Source organism: Klebsiella sp. JN_Kp122, from assembly GCF_040062085.1.
GTDB classification, from domain to species: Bacteria; Pseudomonadota; Gammaproteobacteria; order Enterobacterales; family Enterobacteriaceae; genus Klebsiella; species Klebsiella aerogenes.
Window position 1 is genome coordinate 120,980 of the sequence record NZ_JBEAHW010000040.1, and the last position, 17,184, is coordinate 138,163.

Annotated in this window: 14 protein-coding genes; 9 read left to right on the forward strand and 5 right to left on the reverse strand. The window is 53.8% G+C overall.

The genetic code is table 11. The features are described 5' to 3' along the window. Positions 1–14: 14 nt before the first annotated feature. On the reverse strand, positions 15–665 hold the full coding sequence (gene rcsB, locus ABLU78_RS16580) for a response regulator transcription factor RcsB (protein ID WP_015365624.1): 651 nt from the start codon (positions 663–665) through the stop codon (positions 15–17). A gap of 16 nt (positions 666–681) precedes the next feature. Beyond that, entirely contained in the window at positions 682–3,342 is a 2,661-nt protein-coding gene (rcsD, locus tag ABLU78_RS16585) for a phosphotransferase RcsD (RefSeq protein ID WP_048229127.1), read from the reverse strand. Positions 3,343–4,113: 771 nt separating this feature from the next. Here rcsD and ABLU78_RS16590 point away from each other — a divergent pair. The 6 genes from ABLU78_RS16590 (at position 4,114) to mgtE (ending at position 11,488) form a co-directional block, all read left to right on the forward strand. After that, complete coding sequence (locus ABLU78_RS16590; RefSeq protein WP_049033833.1) at positions 4,114–5,217, forward strand: OmpK36 porin; 1,104 nt, start codon at positions 4,114–4,116, stop codon at positions 5,215–5,217. A gap of 103 nt (positions 5,218–5,320) precedes the next feature. Continuing rightward, positions 5,321–6,373: an FAD:protein FMN transferase ApbE gene (apbE, locus tag ABLU78_RS16595; RefSeq protein ID WP_045386152.1), complete on the forward strand. Its 1,053-nt coding sequence runs from the start codon at positions 5,321–5,323 to the stop codon at positions 6,371–6,373. A 72-nt stretch (positions 6,374–6,445) separates the two neighbouring features. Beyond that, the gene (gene ada / locus ABLU78_RS16600; protein ID WP_048229125.1) at positions 6,446–7,516 is read left to right on the forward strand and encodes a bifunctional DNA-binding transcriptional regulator/O6-methylguanine-DNA methyltransferase Ada; all 1,071 of its coding nucleotides are present in this window, start codon (positions 6,446–6,448) and stop codon (positions 7,514–7,516) included. After that, a complete protein-coding gene (alkB, locus tag ABLU78_RS16605; protein ID WP_048229123.1) occupies positions 7,516–8,175 on the forward strand; it encodes a DNA oxidative demethylase AlkB in 660 nt (219 codons plus the stop codon). Before ada ends, alkB begins: the two co-directional genes overlap by 1 nt. Before the next feature lie 68 nt (positions 8,176–8,243). Continuing rightward, positions 8,244–9,887, forward strand: a complete 1,644-nt coding sequence (locus ABLU78_RS16610; protein ID WP_020078264.1) for a multidrug ABC transporter permease/ATP-binding protein — start codon at positions 8,244–8,246, stop codon at positions 9,885–9,887. Between the two features lie 164 nt (positions 9,888–10,051). Then, positions 10,052–11,488, forward strand: coding sequence for a magnesium transporter (mgtE, locus tag ABLU78_RS16615; RefSeq protein WP_015706137.1), 1,437 nt, complete (start codon positions 10,052–10,054; stop codon positions 11,486–11,488). Here mgtE and ABLU78_RS16620 read toward each other — a convergent pair. Continuing rightward, positions 11,451–12,659 (reverse strand): SulP family inorganic anion transporter, encoded by a 1,209-nt coding sequence (locus ABLU78_RS16620; protein ID WP_048229120.1) that lies wholly within the window; start codon positions 12,657–12,659, stop codon positions 11,451–11,453. The two genes, mgtE and ABLU78_RS16620, sit on opposite strands and share 38 nt — an antisense overlap. Positions 12,660–12,937: 278 nt before the next feature. On the opposite strand from ABLU78_RS16620, the gene mqo reads away from it, so the two are divergent. Then, on the forward strand, positions 12,938–14,572 hold the full coding sequence (gene mqo, locus ABLU78_RS16625; protein WP_048229117.1) for a malate dehydrogenase (quinone): 1,635 nt from the start codon (positions 12,938–12,940) through the stop codon (positions 14,570–14,572). A gap of 46 nt (positions 14,573–14,618) precedes the next feature. Here the strand turns inward: mqo and eco are convergent, their stop codons facing one another. Beyond that, positions 14,619–15,110, reverse strand: coding sequence for a serine protease inhibitor ecotin (gene eco, locus ABLU78_RS16630; protein WP_047056515.1), 492 nt, complete (start codon positions 15,108–15,110; stop codon positions 14,619–14,621). A 129-nt stretch (positions 15,111–15,239) separates the two neighbouring features. Further along, a complete protein-coding gene (locus ABLU78_RS16635) occupies positions 15,240–16,349 on the reverse strand; it encodes an AI-2E family transporter (protein WP_015365665.1) in 1,110 nt (369 codons plus the stop codon). 348 nt (positions 16,350–16,697) lie between these two features. Between ABLU78_RS16635 and ABLU78_RS16640 the strand changes: the two genes are divergently transcribed. Both ABLU78_RS16640 and ABLU78_RS16645 read left to right on the forward strand, forming a co-directional pair. After that, positions 16,698–16,970: a hypothetical protein gene (locus ABLU78_RS16640; protein ID WP_072060202.1), complete on the forward strand. Its 273-nt coding sequence runs from the start codon at positions 16,698–16,700 to the stop codon at positions 16,968–16,970. A gap of 24 nt (positions 16,971–16,994) precedes the next feature. Then, positions 16,995–17,132, forward strand: a complete 138-nt coding sequence (locus tag ABLU78_RS16645) for a DUF4156 domain-containing protein (RefSeq protein WP_142966365.1) — start codon at positions 16,995–16,997, stop codon at positions 17,130–17,132. The last annotated feature ends 52 nt before the right edge of the window (positions 17,133–17,184 follow it).

Below are 17,184 nucleotides of genomic sequence, written 5' to 3' on the forward strand. Positions count from 1 at the left end.
CCGGGAAATGTGAATTACTCTTTATCCGTTGAGGTGAGAGAAACGGAAGAGAGGTAGTTCAGCAGCGCGATATCATTTTCAACGCCCAGCTTCATCATGGCCGATTTCTTCTGGCTACTGATGGTCTTGATGCTGCGGTTCAGCTTTTTGGCGATTTCGGTGACCAGGAAGCCTTCAGCGAACAAACGCAGAACTTCACTCTCTTTCGGCGACAGGCGTTTGTCGCCATAGCCGCCGGCGCTGATTTTCTCCAGCAGGCGGGAGACGCTTTCCGGGGTAAACTTTTTGCCTTTCTGCAGCGCGGCCAGCGCTTTCGGCAGATCGGTCGGCGCGCCCTGTTTCAGCACGATCCCTTCAATGTCGAGATCCAGTACTGCGCTCAGGATCGCCGGGTTGTTGTTCATCGTCAGGACAATGATCGACAGCTCCGGGAAATGGCGTTTGATGTATTTGATCAGGGTGATCCCATCGCCATATTTGTCGCCAGGCATCGACAAGTCGGTAATCAAAACGTGCGCGTCAAGCTTAGGAAGGTTGTTAATCAGGGCTGTGGAATCTTCAAATTCGCCAACAACATTCACCCACTCGATCTGCTCAAGTGATTTGCGAATGCCGAACAGTACGATCGGATGGTCATCGGCAATAATTACGTTCATATTGTTCATGTATTAGGCTACCTTGCTACAGCAAGCTCTTGACGTAACCGTCAATGTCGCTGATGTATTTTTCTATACCTTGAGTATCTCGTTCATGAATCAGATGCTCAAGCGCTTCACATAACTGCTTGCCGGGTATCAAATTAAGCATAGCAAACGCGCCTTTAAGGCGGTGAGCGGTCTGCGCCAGCGCAGCGAAATCGCTGGTGGTGAATTCAGTATACAATCTCTGAACATCATCCGGTACCGTGTCGGCAAACAGCGCGTAATAGCCGCTGGCATGGAGTTCCGCATTCCCCTCATTTCCTGTTGAGGAGGGCTGAACCTCTTCTTGCGCCAGCTGCTGCTCAATCAGCTGCAGGATAGCTTCCTGCATGGCAGTGCTGATATTAAAATTGACGCTCAACTGACCTGGGCCAATTTTGCGTATCCCAACCTCATCATCGCTTAAAAGCAAGCCTGAAGCAGTAAGATTAGACGGATTATCCGTTAAAAAGAGATCATACTCTTGACTTGTGAGCCTTTCGTCCGGGGTGATACAGCTTGCGCCCCAGCTCTCTAACTGACGCGTCACGATGCGGCGCACTTCATTGGCGGTAATGTCAATCATCACGACCACATCGTCCAGCAGGTGTTCGCCGGAGTCTCTCTCTTCCTCACTTGCCGCCATTTTAAGGTGTAGCGAGTAGCGCGTACCGAGCGATTCCCGCGCCTTAATATTAAGCTGTCCGCCAAGCTTGCGAGTTAACCGGTCGCACAGCCAGAAGGTGAGGGCGTTGGCTTTGCCGTACTGGTCGGCTTGCGTCTCATTAAGGAACGGGAAGTGCATATTATCGATTTCATTGCCGCTCACGCCATTGCCGGTATCGAGGATACGGAAGGTCAGACGATCGTCGGCAGATTCATCTTTGCTCACCTCAAGAGTAATTTTACCGATGGGGGTGGTGGTGATCGCGTATTGAATCAGAAGTAATAGCGTGCGGCGCAGCGCGTCGCGGTCGCCGTAGCGCTGCTCATTGGCCGGCAGCGCATTATTGATTAACAGCTGAAGTCCTTTGCGTTTCACCATCGGCAGGACTTCAGGAACCACTTCATCTATTAAGCCCTGAATGGAGAACAGACCGGGGGTGGTTTTCCAGGTATCGCTTTCCAGTAAGTTCGCCAACTGAATCTCATCGACAAGATGAACCAGTTCATCAGCGTGCTGCGCCAGTTTGCGGCTTTCATGAATCCCGACGGCCGCCGCCTCCTGCGCCAGAGCCTGCGCCGGGTCTTTCAGCGCGGCGCCAATATTCTGCATAAAGGCGATGCGCCCCTGCTGATTTTTCTCATACAGACGCTGGGCCTGTTTGAGTTTTTTGTTCACCATCACTTCTCTATCCTGGTCGCGAATAATCAGGATCTGCGTGCGAGGAGCCACCTGGCTGCGGTACTGGCGGATTTCATAAAGTTCATTATTGATCGTCGCCTGAATCACCCCTTGATGCTGATCGGCCATATTGGTGATGTTCTGCAGGTTGAGATGAGGCAGCAGATGATCGGCAATTGGGTTACTAATAATGGTGCGGTTGGCTTCCTGATCGTGGACCAACAGACCCAACGGTAGCAAAGAAACTATCTCTTCATTAATTGCGCGCTGAGCGCGCAATTCGCTATTCGCTGCAGCGGGGGCCGCGCTAACGTTGCCAGAGGTACGGCGGCCGCTATAGTTGCGGAAAGTGGTAAAGCCAAACAGGGTTAACGCCAGAAGGCCAATGGTAAGCAGCAGCGGCAGTAAAATATTCTGTAAGGATTCCATTAGCATAGTGCTGAATGGCACGACCCACACCAGCCGCATGCCGGTGGTATTGATAGCGGTGGTTATCTCAATACGCAGGCCATTAAAGCTGATGCTGACGTTATCAACGGCTTCTTTGTCCGGATTGCTAGCGGCATTTTGTGCCGGATCTGGCTCCAGACGGAAACTGTCCAGCGACATGCTGGGAGGGATGAGATCGTTAATCGGTAAGTCGAAAGCGACTACTGTTGCCAAATGACCCGGCTGGTTAAAGGTGGTGCGTAGTGTGAAGTAGTGGCCATTTTGCCACGTCAGATGGCGCAACGAAGAAAAGGTTTCCCTTTCGTCCAGCGTATTTGCCTGCAGCAGCATTTCGGCACGGCGGGATTCCACCACGCTGCTAATCGTCGATTCTTTAAAACTCGAGGACAGATCTTTCAGCGGCAGGGTAGAGACCAGAATCAGGCTGTTATCAAGCCCATTCAGGTAATACATCGACCAGGGAATGGTTTCCGCGCCCCATAAAATATCGAGGTAGTTAGAAATCTTCTGCGTCATCTCAAGCGTCGAGCTGTCATGAGATCCGAAAATCAACGCCTCGGTTTTGCGTCGAGGTTTTTCCAGATAGTAGACGTCCTGCTTCAGCCGCGTCTCTTGCAGGCCATCGCTAGAGGTACTTGAGCTGGTGGCGGCGATATTGTCATAAATCTGCCAGGTGGCGTAACGCCAGGTATCAATGCGCTTGTGCAAAGCATGGCTAATATCAACCACCTGGTAACTTCTGTCTTTTAGCCAGGTATTGACCGAACTTTGGATCATCACGCCCATCGTCGCGAGCAAGACGATAACCATCAAAATGAAGAACCGGGTGATGCTGCCGGGGATCAGGGAGAATTTTTTTTGGGTCATCGCGTGGCAGAGCTGCTCAGTAATGTTTGTAAACAGGATGTTGCGCCATATTGACGGGCAGCACAACGAATACTGGCAGGAAGTATAAAGGCTAACGCGGTAAATCCATACAATAGATTGACGTTGAGGGATCTTTTAATGCTGAGATTACTCTCAAAACCATAGATGCGACGAATATGTACAGTTGAATTGATCTTGTACAATTAACCGGGATTTGTTGCAGATAAATAGCACGAAAAAACAAGAAATTGGCGAAATAGGCTGACTTTTATTCGGAATTGATTGATTAATAGTCGTTATTTTTTTCTGCGTTAGCACAGCATAATTAAAGATACGTAAAGAAGGGTAAAAAAAACCGGATGCGAGGCATCCGGTTGAAATAGGGGTAAACAGACATTCAGAACTGAATGACGGTAATAAATAAAGTTAATGATGATAGCGATGATTATTTTAGTCTTCGGGGAAGATTTTGTTTTACCATTCAGTGCTATACATTTTCTTGCTTTTAATTCTATGATTTTAAATATAAATATTATTTTTTTGATTTTTGGTGCTTATTTTGGCGACCTTTATCGTGCGTAAAAAGTTCCTTTGAATTTACAAATTGAAACATCTTGTGCGCATTTTGAAACACCTTAGAAGTTTTCGTATCATATTCTTGTTGGATTATTCTGCATTTTGCAGCACAATGAATACAGCCGACTGATTAGAAGGGTAATCAGTAAGCAGTGGCAATAATAAAAGGCATATAACAAACAGAGGGTTAATAACATGAAAGTTAAAGTACTGTCCCTCCTGGTACCAGCACTGCTGGTAGCGGGCGCAGCAAATGCGGCTGAAATTTATAACAAAGACGGCAACAAATTAGACCTGTACGGTAAAATTGATGGTCTGCACTACTTCTCTGACGACAAGAGCGTAGACGGCGACCAGACCTACATGCGTATCGGCGTGAAAGGCGAAACCCAGATCAACGACCAACTGACCGGTTACGGCCAGTGGGAATACAACGTTCAGGCGAACAACACTGAAAGTTCCAGCGATCAATCCTGGACTCGTCTGGCCTTCGCGGGTCTGAAATTCGGCGACGCGGGTTCTTTCGACTACGGTCGTAACTACGGCGTTGTTTACGATGTGACTTCCTGGACCGACGTTCTGCCTGAATTCGGCGGCGACACCTACGGTTCCGACAACTTCCTGCAGTCTCGTGCTAACGGCGTTGCCACCTACCGTAACTCTGACTTCTTCGGTCTGGTTGACGGCCTGAACTTTGCTCTGCAGTACCAGGGTAAAAACGGCAGTGTAAGCGGTGAAGGTACTTCTCCGACCAACAACGGCCGTGAAGCTCTGAAACAGAACGGCGACGGTTTCGGTACCTCTCTGACCTATGATATCTGGGACGGCATCAGCGCAGGTTTCGCGTACTCCCACTCTAAACGTACCGGCGACCAGAATACCCAACTGGCTCTGGGCCGTGGTGACGATGCTGAAACCTACACCGGTGGTCTGAAATACGACGCCAACAACATTTACCTGGCGACTCAGTACACCCAGACCTACAACGCAACTCGCGCAGGTTCCCTGGGCTTTGCTAACAAAGCGCAGAACTTCGAAGTCGTTGCTCAGTACCAGTTCGACTTCGGTCTGCGTCCGTCCGTCGCTTACTTGCAGTCCAAAGGTAAGGATCTGGAGCGCGGTTACGGTGACCAGGATATCCTGAAATACGTTGACCTGGGCGCGACCTACTACTTCAACAAAAACATGTCCACCTACGTTGATTACAAAATCAACCTGCTGGACGAAAACAACTTCACTCGTAACGCCGGTATCTCTACCGACGACGTTGTTGCTCTGGGCCTGGTTTACCAGTTCTAAGCAACCTGAAGTGTTGAAAAAGGCGCCTGCGGGCGCCTTTTTTTATGCCCGGTTTAACCTCACTGGTATACTCTTGCTGCCTTTGTAACAGGAGCCCGTTTTCATGGATACCACCTTTTTCCGCGCCGCCTTTTTCGGCCTCTGCGTTCTGCTTACCGGCTGTGATTCCGCGACATCCCCGGCCACGCCAAAATCCGCCGCCACCGTGCTCGATGGCAAAACGATGGGGACCTATTGGCGCGTTAGCGTCGTCGGGTTGGATCCGGCGAAAGCCGAAGATTTACGCCATAAAGTTCAGGCGCAGCTCGACGGCGACGATCTGCTGCTTTCGACCTGGAAAAACGACTCCGCGCTGATGCGCTTCAATCATGCCGCCACCACCGAACCGTGGCCGGTGAGCGAAGCGATGGCGGATATCGTCACTCTGTCGCTGCGTATTGGCGCCAAAACCGCCGGAGCGATGGATGTTACCGTCGGGCCGCTGGTCAATCTATGGGGATTTGGCCCGGATAAGCAGCCGGTAAAAACGCCGACGGAGCAGCAAATCGCGGCGGCAAAAGCGCGTACCGGGCTGCAGCATCTGACGGTGATTAACCGCGCCGATCAACAGTATCTGCAAAAAGATATTGCGGATTTATTTGTCGATCTTTCCACCGTCGGCGAGGGCTATGCCGCCGATCATCTGGCGCGCCTGATGGAACAGGAAGGAATTGCCCGCTATCTGGTATCGGTTGGCGGCGCGCTGGTCAGCCGCGGGATGAACGGCGACGATAAACCGTGGCGGGTAGCGATTCAAAAACCGACCGACCGTGAAAACGCCGTCCAGGCAATAGTCGATATCAACGGCCACGGCATCAGCACCTCCGGCAGCTATCGCAACTACTACGAGCTGGATGGCAAACGTATTTCTCACGTTATCGATCCGCAAACCGGGCACCCCATCAACCATAAGCTGGTTTCGGTGACGGTGATTGCGCCGACGGCGCTGGAAGCCGACGGCTGGGATACCGGGCTGATGGTGTTAGGGCCGGAAAAAGCGCAACAGGTGGCACACGAGCAGGGACTGGCGGTGTATATGATTGTGAAAGAGGGCGACGGCTTTAAGACCTGGATGTCGCCGCAGTTCCGCACCTTCCTGGTCGGCGAGCAGAATTAAAAAGCAAGAAGCGCAGTTTTTTAGAGCGGAGCCAGGCGCAAAGTAAGGATACACTTACAGCAGGAGCCCGCTATGAAACCGATGATTGCCGATATGACTAACGATGACCGCCGCTGGCAGGCGGTCTGCGAACGCGACGCCAGCGCCGACGGGCAGTTTGTCTTCGCCGTGTTGACCACCGGCGTCTGCTGCCGTCCCTCGTGCCGTTCACGGCGCGCGCTACGGGAGAATGTCCGCTTTTATGCTGATGTCGAAGCCGCAAAGGCCGCCGGATATCGCCCCTGTAAACGGTGTCGGCCGGATAATCTCGACCCGGACCAACAGCGGGTCGAGAAGGTTGCCGCCGCCTGCCGTCTGCTGGAGCAAGAGGCGCCAATCACCCTTGAGGCGCTGGCGCAGCAGCTGGCGGTCAGCCCGTTTCATTTCCATCGCATTTTTAAATCCGTCACTGGACTTACGCCCAAGGCCTGGCAGCAGGCGTGGCGCGCGCGGCGCCTACGCGAAGCATTAAGCCACGGCCAGAACGTCACCAGCGCGGCATTAGCCGCCGGCTTCCCTGATTCCGCCAGCTATTATCGCCAGGCAAACGAGACGCTGGGCATGACCGCCCGCCAGTTTAAACGCGGCGGCGCAGATATATTGATTAGCTGGGTTTGCAGCGATAGCGCCTCTGGCCGGTGCCTGGTGGCGTTCAGCGAACGTGGCGTATGCGCTGTGTTGCTGGGCGATGACGATAAGGCGTTATATGCGGAGCTGGCGAGCTTGTTTCCCGGCGCCCAATTGCAGCCGGGTGATGATACGTTTACCGAACGCGTGGCGCAGGTGGTTGCCCATCTGGATAATCCGCAGCAGGCGGTGAATTTGCCGCTGGATATTCGCGGTACCGCTTTCCAGCAGCGGGTCTGGCAAGCCTTACGCCAGATCCCGGCAGGCGAAACCCGTAGCTACAGCGAGGTGGCGCACAGCATCGGTCAACCGCGCGCGGTCAGAGCGGTAGCCGGGGCCTGCGCTGCCAATAAGCTGGCGATAGTCATTCCTTGCCATCGGGTAGTGCGTGAGGGCGGGGCGCTTTCCGGCTATCGTTGGGGAAGCGAACGTAAAGCGCTGCTGCTGGCGCGCGAAGCAAAAATGCGGGAGAAATAATGCTCGATCTGTTTGCCGATACGCCGCCCTGGCAGGAGCCGCTGGCCCCCGGAGCGATGATATTACGCCGCTTCGCCGTGCAGCGCGCGCCGGCGCTGCTGCAGGCCATCGCCGGGGTGGCCAGCGCTTCTCCGTTCCGCCAGATGGTGACCCCAGGTGGTAATACCATGTCGGTGGCCATGACCAACTGTGGCCAACTCGGCTGGACAACCGATATGCACGGCTATCTCTATGCGCCTGGCGATCCGTTGACCGGCGAACATTGGCCGCCGATGCCATTGATTTTTCAGCAACTGGCGGCGGAGGCGGCGCAGGAGGCGGGTTATGCGCATTTCTCCCCGGACGCCTGTCTGATTAACCGCTACCAGCCGGGCGCGAAGCTGTCGCTGCATCAGGATAAAGACGAGCGGGATTTGCGCGCGCCTATCGTTTCGGTGTCGTTGGGACTGCCGGCGGTGTTTCAATTTGGCGGGTTGAAACGTAACGATCCGCTGCGTCGGCTGCTGCTGGAGCATGGCGATGTGGTGGTGTGGGGCGGCGAATCACGGCTCTTTTATCACGGCATCCAGCCGCTTAAACCGGGGGAGCACCCGCTGACCGGCGCCTGTCGTTATAACCTCACGTTTCGCCTCGCGGGAGGCCGGCAAAAACAAAAATAAGAATTATTCTTGCTGTCGTCGGCAAGCCGTTTAAACTGCTGGCTGTTTGCTTGTCCGGATCGTAGCTTATGGAATTACTTGTTCTTGTTTGGCGCCAGTACCGCTGGCCGTTCATTGCCGTCATGGCGCTCAGTTTGCTCAGCGCGGCGCTGGGTATCGGGCTTATCGCCTTTATTAACCTGCGCCTGATTTCCCTTGTGGATACCTCGCTCACCGTGCTGCCGGAGTTTCTCGGCCTGCTGCTGCTGTTGATGGCGGTCACGCTCGGCTCGCAGCTGGCGTTAACCACGCTTGGCCACCACTTTGTCTATCGCCTGCGCGGCGAATTTATTAAACGCATTCTCGACACCCAAATCGAAAAGATCGAAAAAATCGGCAGCGCTTCGCTGCTGGCGGGCTTAACCAGCGACGTGCGTAACATTACCATTGCCTTTGTGCGCCTGCCGGAGCTGGTGCAGGGCATTATTCTGACCTTCGGGTCCGCCGCCTACCTGGCGTTTCTGTCCGGTAAAATGATGCTGGTGACCGCGGTCTGGATGGCGGTCACCATCTGGGGCGGCTTTGTGCTGGTGGCGCGCGTCTATAAGCATATGGCGACGCTGCGCGAGACCGAAGATAAGCTGTATCATGATTATCAGACGGTGCTGGAAGGGCGCAAAGAGCTGACGCTCAACCGCGAACGCGCCGAATACGTTTTTAATCAGCTGTATCTGCCGGATGCCCGCGACTATCGCCACCACATCATCCGCGCCGATACGTTCCACCTGAGCGCGGTGAACTGGTCGAATATCATGATGCTTGGCGCCATCGGTCTGGTGTTCTGGATGGCGAATGGCCTCGGGTGGGCCAATACCGCGGTGGCGGCGACCTATTCTCTGACGCTGTTATTCCTGCGCACGCCGCTGCTGTCGGCGGTGGGGGCGCTGCCGACCTTGCTCAGCGCCCAGGTGGCATTCAATAAACTGCATCAGTTCGCGCTGGCGCCTTATCGCGCCGGTTTCCCCGAGCCGCAGGCGCATCCGCACTGGCAGACCCTGGAGCTGCGCGACGTGTCGTTCCACTACCCGGATAACAGTTTTGCCGTCGGGCCGATTAATTTGACTCTCAAACGCGGCGAACTGGTGTTTCTGATTGGCGGCAATGGCAGCGGTAAATCGACGCTGGCAATGTTGTTGACCGGGCTGTATCAACCGATCTCCGGGCAGATCCTGCTCGATGGGCAACCGCTGGCGGCGGAAAAACCAGAAGATTACCGTAAACTGTTCTCGGCGGTATTTACCGATGTCTGGCTATTCGACCGTCTGTTAGGACCAAAAGGCGAACGCGCCGATCCGGCGTTAGTCGCGAAGTGGCTGGCGTATCTGAAGATGGACCACAAGCTGCAGCTGGAAGAGGGGAAAATCCTCGATCTGAAGCTGTCTAAAGGGCAGAAAAAACGCGTGGCGCTGCTGCTGGCGCTGGCCGAAGAGCGCGATATCATTTTGCTCGATGAGTGGGCTGCGGATCAGGATCCGCATTTCCGCCGCGAGTTTTATCAGGTGTTATTACCGTTGATGCAGCAAATGGGGAAAACCGTGTTTGCTATCAGCCACGATGATCACTATTTCCAGCATGCCGATCGCCTGTTGGAGATGCGCAGCGGCAAGCTTAGCGAGCTCACCGGCGTTGAGCGCGAACTGGCGACCCGCGATGCGGTCGCGCGTACTGCCTGACGGTTTTGCTGGTTACCCGATCGGGCGTGCTCGCCCGTTCGGGCCATATTGCTGTTTTTTACGGCAGATAAATTGCTGGCGGTTATTATTTCCCCCTCCTCGCGCTATGCTTATGGCTGCGGCCATGCAGGTCGACTTCTATTCTCACAAGGATTGCCCGAGCGATGTCCGTTTTGCATAAAAAAAGCGCCCGATTACGCGATGAAGAACGCGCCCGCCTGATTTGGCTATTAAGCACTGATAAAGCCGTCACCTCCGCGCTGCTGGGGAAACTCACCCTCGCGGAGCGCTATGATGAAGGGACGCTGGCCGATGACCTGGCGGAAGTGGAAGTGCTGGTGTCGCATTTGCCGCCGCCGGATCTCGCCGATGCCCTGGAAGCGCTGCCCTATGACGCGCGTACCGCGCTGTGGGGGCTGGTTGCCGATGACAAGCGCGGCGAAGTGCTGCTGGAGGCATCAGAGAGCGTATGGGGCGATCTCATCGACAAGATGAGCGATCACGACCTGATATTTGCCCTGCAATCGCTGGATATTGATGAACAGGTTTACCTGTTGCAGCACCTGCCGCGCGACTTAACCGGCCGCCTGCTGGCGACGCTGCCGCCGGATAAACGTGCGCGCATTCGTCAGATGATGCGCTACGCCGATAACACCGTCGGCGCGATCATGGAGTTTGAGGTGATTACCGTTCGCCCGGAAGCCACTCTGGCGGCGGTACAGCGCTATCTGCGCCGTCTGGGCAAAATGCCGGAAAACACCGATAAACTGTTCGTCACCACCCGTAATAAACTGCTGCTTGGCGAGCTGGAGCTGCAGACTATTCTGCTCAATGATGCGCAAAAGCGCGTTGGCGAAGTGATGGAAGGCGATCCGGTGACTTTCCAGCCGCAGGAAGAGGCGGAAAAAGTGGCGCGTACCTTCGAGCGTGATGACTTACTGAGTGCTGCGGTGATTGATGCCGACGGCAAGCTGATGGGGCGTTTGACCATCGATGAGATCGTCGATGTGGTGTACGAAGAGACCGATAACGACCTGCGCCGGATGGGCGGTCTGAGCGAAGATGATGATGTTTTTGCGCCGGTGAGCAAAGCGGTGAAAACCCGCTGGGCGTGGCTGGCGGTGAACCTCTGTACGGCGTTTATCGCTTCACGGGTGATCGACGGCTTTGAACATACGATTTCGCAGCTGGTGGCCCTGGCCTCGCTGATGCCGATCGTCGCCGGGATTGGTGGGAATACCGGCAATCAGACGATCACCATGATCGTCCGCGCGATGGCGCTGCAGCAGATCCAGCCGGGAAGTTTTACCTTCCTCATCCTGCGCGAGATGGGCGTCGCGCTGATTAATGGCCTGGTATGGGGCGGGATAATGGGCGCTATCACCTGGTGGCTGTACGATGACCCGCAGCTTGGCGGGGTAATGACGTTGGCGATGATGCTCAACCTGCTGATGGCGGCGATGATGGGGGTTATCATCCCGATGGTGATGGTCAAGCTGGGGCGCGATCCGGCGGTTGGCTCCAGCGTGATGATCACCGCGATTACCGATACCGGCGGCTTCTTTATTTTCCTTGGTCTGGCGACGCTGTTTCTGATGTAAGCTGCGCTTTTACGCGCAGGCGGCGAGGGATGAGCGCCATTGCGATAAGCCCCGCCAGTACGCCGATCGCCAGATTACTGGTAGTGACCGTCACGACGACGGTCGCTGCCATGACCACCGTTTCCGGCCATGGATTGCGCGCCAGCGCGGTTGGGCGAATACTCTGCCAGCTGAAGGTTTTCACCGCCACGATCACCATGACCCCGGCCAGTACCGGCATTGGAATTTTGGCCATCACCTGGCTTAGCACCGTCACCAGAAGCAGCAGTACCATACCGGCCACTATCGTCGATAGGCGGCTGCGCGCCTTGCCCATTTCTACGTTAACGATAGTCTGGCCGATCATCGCGCATCCGGCGATGCCGCCATAGCAGCCCGCGAGGATATTGGCGATCCCCAGTCCTGCGCTCTCACGCGACTTATTTGACGGCGTATGGGTGAGATCGTCCACCAGCTTTGCCGTCAGCAGCGATTCCATCAGGCCGACAAAGGCGATACTCAGGGCGCAGGGCCAGATAATTTTTAAGGTGTTTAAATCCAGCGGCACCGCCAGCGCGTTGAAGCCCGGCAGACCGCCGCCCATAGCGCCTTCATCACCCACGGTCGGCAGGAGCTGCCCGCTGGTGACGGTATAAGCAGTAAGGAGGACGATAGCAATAAGCGGCGCCGGCACGGCTTTGATAAAACGCGGCGCCCACAGCACGATGAGCAGCGTCAGAACGAAAAGGCCGACGATGAGCGGCTGCCTGCTCCAGAAATGGGGAACCTGGGCGAAAAAAATAAGAATGCCTAGCGCATTAACAAACCCGGTCATCACCGGTGGCGGGATAAAGCGCATTAACCGCGCCATACCGCATATCCCAAACAAAATTTGAATAATACCAGCCAAAATGACAGCAGGCAGAATATACCCTACGCCATGCTGATGTACCATCGGGCCGATCACCAGTGCGACAGAACCTGCCGCCGCCGTCACCATCGCCGGGCGCCCGCCAAGAACCGACATCGCCAGACAGAGCACCACCGAAGCAATCAGGCTGACCTGCGGGTCAACGCCGGCAATGACCGAAAATGAAATGACTTCAGGAATTAACGCCAGGGCAGTCAGCACGCCAGCAAGGGTCTCGCGTGTTATCAACGCCGGAGAGAGAGAGCGGGAAGTTGAGGGCATAAAAGTTCGCGGATGATAAAAAATTTGAATTGAGGCATGCCGCCGTTGGCGTGCGCTCCATCACAGAACGGGAGATGATAGCGCGGAAAGCGCCATCATACCAGTACAAAAAGTGATTTTGTGTACACATTTATTAAACATTTTTATAACAGATCTCAAAACTCAACTTAAAATTTAAACAATATTTAAATTTTTGAGTACAGGTGGTACCTTTGATCCCGAGAATCGTTTCACCTGCGCTAAATAAAAAAAGCGAGTAAAAGTAAGGCTCAAATCCGATGAAGAAAAAGATGGCCGTACCCAGCTCACAGGCGGTTGGTTCCAATACAAATCGGACCAACACCCGCCATGAGCAAGAGACGGATGTATTGTTGATTGGCGGCGGTATCATGAGCGCCACGTTGGGAACCTGGCTGCAGGAACTGGAGCCGGATTGGTCTATTACCATGGTCGAGCAGATGACCAGCGTTGCCGAGGAGAGCTCGAACGGCTGGAACAATGCGGGTACCGGCCATGCGGCGCTGATGGAGCTTAACTACACGCCGCAAACCGCCAATGGAATCAATATCGACAAAGCGGTCGATATCAATGAGTCCTTCCATATTTCTCGTCAGTTTTGGGCCCACCAGGTGACCCGCGGCATCCTGACTAAGCCGAAATCTTTTATTAACAGCGTGCCGCACATGAGCTTTGTGTGGGGTGAAGACAACGTTAACTTCCTGCGCGCGCGCTACGCGGCGCTGCAGCAGAGCGAGCTGTTCCGCGGTATTCGCTATTCTGAAGATCATCAGCAGATCAAGGAGTGGGCGCCGCTGGTGATGGAAGGTCGCGATCCGCAGCAAAAAGTGGCGGCGACGCGTACCGAAATGGGCACCGACGTTAACTACGGCGAGATCACTCGCCAGCTGATCGCCGGGCTACAGACGCATGATAATTTTTCTCTCCAGTTGGGTACCGTCGTTCGCCGTTTTAAGCGCAATGCGGACAACAGCTGGACGGTGACGCTGGCGGATGCCAACAATCGTCACCAGAAGCGGACAATCAAAACCAAATTCATCTTTATTGGCGCGGGTGGCGCTGCTCTGACGCTGCTGCAGGAAACCGGCATTCCGCAGGCGAAAGAGTACGCGGGCTTCCCGGTTGGCGGACAGTTCCTGGTGTGTGAGAACCCGGAAGTGGTTAATCATCACCTGGCGAAAGTCTACGGCCAGGCGGAAGTTGGCGCGCCGCCGATGTCGGTGCCGCATATCGACACCCGTATTATCGACGGCAAACGCGTGGTGCTGTTCGGGCCATTCGCGACCTTCTCGACCCGTTTCCTGAAAAATGGATCGCTTTGGGATCTGCTGGCCTCGACGAATACCTCGAATATTCTGCCGATGCTTAACGTCGGGATGGATAACTTCGACCTGGTGAAATATCTGATTAGCCAGGTATTGCAGAAAGATAAAGATCGTCATGCCGCACTGTGCGAGTACTACCCGGAAGCGCGCAAAGAGGACTGGCGCCTGTGGCAGGCCGGTCAGCGTGTACAGATTATCAAACGTGATAAGAAGATGGGCGGCGTGTTGCGCCTTGGCACCGAAGTGGTGTGCGATGATGAAGGCACCGTAGCCGCGCTGCTGGGCGCTTCTCCTGGCGCATCGACGGCGGCGCCGATCATGGTGCAGCTGTTGGAGAAAGTCTTCAAAGACAAAGTACAGACGCCGGCCTGGCAGGCGAAGATGAAAGAGATCGTGCCGAGCTACGGTATGCGTCTGGATGGTAACCCAGCCGCTATTGAGCAGGCGCTGGCGTGGACCAGTGAAGTGCTTGAGCTACACTACGAGCCGACGACCGCGGCGGACGAGGTGACGCAGGCCGAACTCAAACCGTTGACCGGCGGCAAACCGATGGCGGATATCGCGCTATAACAAAAACGGCAGCCTTCGGGCTGCCGTTTTGTATTACCGCAGGCGATTAACGCTCAACGGCATTACCGATAGTTTCTTCAGCTTTCCAGATGCGGTATTTCACGTCGACGTTGGCCGGAGTATAAACCACGATCGGCAGCTTGCTGTTGTAACGCAGCAGGCCTGTATCGCCGAGACCAGCGGTAATAAATTTCTTCTCTTTCTTACCGTCCGGGCAGGCCATCATGGTGGAAACCGGGGACGTCAGCTTATCAAAGACATAGTAGTCATAGCCCCAGCCTTCCAGGGTTTTGCTTTCCAGTTGACCGCCCAGGCGGTGATGGTTGCAGTCAACTTCCAGCGTCTGGCCAATCATCAGTTCAACTTTTAACGCGGATTCATCCTGCTGCTGCGGCAGCTGAATCACCTGACGCTTCATCCCTTTTTCCGCTTTCGGATAGGGGGCGACTTTCTCCAGCGGCTGTTCAGCGGCTAAGGCGCTGGTGGAAACACAGGCAACGGCCAGCAGAGAAACAGCAAGCGTAGCGATTTTTTTCACGGTTGATCATCCTTTATTATCGTTACTAACCAATACAGACTAACATTATTGTCGTGAATGGTAAGAGTTATTTACCATTATTTTCAATATGAATAGTGAAATGCACTAGCAAGCTGAGGCTTGCGTTAGCTATTCATCGCGGCTGTTTTTGGCTTCTTCAATAAACTCTTCGTCCAGTAAGTCGGCGTTCCCGGCGTGTTCACGGCCCGATAACAGGTTCCAGCAGGCAATAAACAAGGCGGCAATCAGCGGGCCGATGACAAAGCCGTTGATGCCATAGATTTCCATGCCGCCAAGGGTGGCAATCAGGATCAGATAATCCGGCATTTTGGTATCTTTCCCCACCAGTAGCGGACGCAGAATGTTATCCACCAGGCCGATGACAATGACGAAGAAACCGACAATAAACGCCCCTTGCCACAATTGCCCGGTGGCAAACAGGTAAATCGCCGCCGGCACCCAGATAATGGCGGAGCCCACCGCCGGAATGAGTGACAGAAAGGCCATTAAAGCGCCCCACAGAATGCTGCCATCAAGACCGACAATCCAGAATGCAAAGCCGCCGAGAGCCCCCTGCGCCAGCGCGACGGCAACGGTGCCTTTAACCGTCGCCCGCGCGACGGCGGCGAATTTGGCAAACAGATGTTGTTTTACGTAATTGGATAGCGGCAAGGATTCAAGGATCAGAAGTACCAGATAGGGGCCATCCTTCAGCAAGAAGAACAGCAGGTATAACATAATGCCGAAGCTGACGGTAAAGCCAAAGGTCCCTTTACCAATCAGGAAGGCGCTACCGGCCAGATACTGCCCGCCTTTCAGGGCGGCATCGGACAGCTGCTGCTGAATCTGTTCCGCGCTATCGAGATTGTGCTCGGAGAGGAAACTTCTGGCCCAGCTCGGGAGATGGGCAAACAGGTTGGCGACCACCGTCGGAAACTGGGTGTCGTTGTGCTGTAACTTGGTGTAGACCACGTTGAGTTCGAAGGCTAGCGACGAAATGATAATCGCCAACGGGGTGAAAACAATAAGACAGATAATCACGACGGTCAGTAACGCCGCGATACCGTTGCGCTCACCGATGCGCGTACGGATGTTGTTTTTTACCGGATTAAATATCACCGCCAGGATAGCTGCCCACAGGATAGCGGAATAGTAAGGGGAGAGTACGTCAAAAAAGGCCAGGGTAACGATCAGTAAAATAAGGATAAAAAATCCTTTGGTAAGTCCTTTAACTCTCATTGGGTCCGCTCCAGATGATAACGAATACAGTCGAATGATAGATGGAATTTAACAATTTACCATCAGGATAATCGCAGTCACAAAGGGAAGGGGAGTACAAACATTAAAAAAACCGCACTCTCAGAGAGAATGCGGGTTCTAAAGGGGGACCGGTGGTTGTAGCAACCTACCGGTTAAATTTTTTGGTCGGCACGAGAGAAGGGGGTCTTTTTGTTTTTATAGTTTCATTTAAAATACCACTTATTGATTATTCTGAATGTTCGAAACTTATCCTAATATAATTTCAACATGTGATTATAGGTATGGTTAATTGTTTCGTATATTTAATAATTGATGGTAGGAATGGTAATGAAAAAGTTAATGATTGGTTTGGCAGTACTCAGCATTTCTGTTTTAAGTGGTTGTGTCAGTGAACAACAGCGGGTTGATCGTTGTGTTGCAACTGGTGTTAGCCGTGACACTTGCTACCACGAAGAAAAAGAATATTGGAGAGCGGTTAACGCTAACTATGCCACTGAGAGAGCAGCAGAAACACAGGCTGACGCATTCCGTGAAGGGATGGGTAACAACGATCATAAAAAAGAAAAATCTTCAAAACTTGGCAAATTCTTTGGTTATTAATTTTTTATAAGGCAAGGAAATATAATGAAAAAGGTCATGATGTTAGTTGTTGTTTCTGCCATATTAGCCGGATGTTCAGCAAAACCTTTAGCAACAGGTGCTGAATCTGTTCGCCTCACTAATCGTGATCCTAAAGGGTGTGAATTCTTAGGGACTGTGTGATCTTGCCCACGTAATATGGACACGGTGCTAAGCGAGGTTCTGGTTTTCAAAT

What these genes read in the sequence shown, in the direction of transcription:
- rcsB (WP_015365624.1), bottom strand. Translation starts at nt 665, where the DNA reads ATGAACAATATGAACGTAATTATTGCCGATGACCATCCGATCGTACTG.
- rcsD (WP_048229127.1), bottom strand. Translation starts at nt 3,342, where the DNA reads ATGACCCAAAAAAAATTCTCCCTGATCCCCGGCAGCATCACCCGGTTC.
- ABLU78_RS16590 (WP_049033833.1), top strand. Translation starts at nt 4,114, where the DNA reads ATGAAAGTTAAAGTACTGTCCCTCCTGGTACCAGCACTGCTGGTAGCG.
- apbE (WP_045386152.1), top strand. Translation starts at nt 5,321, where the DNA reads ATGGATACCACCTTTTTCCGCGCCGCCTTTTTCGGCCTCTGCGTTCTG.
- ada (WP_048229125.1), top strand. Translation starts at nt 6,446, where the DNA reads ATGAAACCGATGATTGCCGATATGACTAACGATGACCGCCGCTGGCAG.
- alkB (WP_048229123.1), top strand. Translation starts at nt 7,516, where the DNA reads ATGCTCGATCTGTTTGCCGATACGCCGCCCTGGCAGGAGCCGCTGGCC.
- ABLU78_RS16610 (WP_020078264.1), top strand. Translation starts at nt 8,244, where the DNA reads ATGGAATTACTTGTTCTTGTTTGGCGCCAGTACCGCTGGCCGTTCATT.
- mgtE (WP_015706137.1), top strand. Translation starts at nt 10,052, where the DNA reads ATGTCCGTTTTGCATAAAAAAAGCGCCCGATTACGCGATGAAGAACGC.
- ABLU78_RS16620 (WP_048229120.1), bottom strand. Translation starts at nt 12,659, where the DNA reads ATGCCCTCAACTTCCCGCTCTCTCTCTCCGGCGTTGATAACACGCGAG.
- mqo (WP_048229117.1), top strand. Translation starts at nt 12,938, where the DNA reads ATGAAGAAAAAGATGGCCGTACCCAGCTCACAGGCGGTTGGTTCCAAT.
- ABLU78_RS16635 (WP_015365665.1), bottom strand. Translation starts at nt 16,349, where the DNA reads ATGAGAGTTAAAGGACTTACCAAAGGATTTTTTATCCTTATTTTACTG.
- ABLU78_RS16640 (WP_072060202.1), top strand. Translation starts at nt 16,698, where the DNA reads ATGAAAAAGTTAATGATTGGTTTGGCAGTACTCAGCATTTCTGTTTTA.
- ABLU78_RS16645 (WP_142966365.1), top strand. Translation starts at nt 16,995, where the DNA reads ATGAAAAAGGTCATGATGTTAGTTGTTGTTTCTGCCATATTAGCCGGA.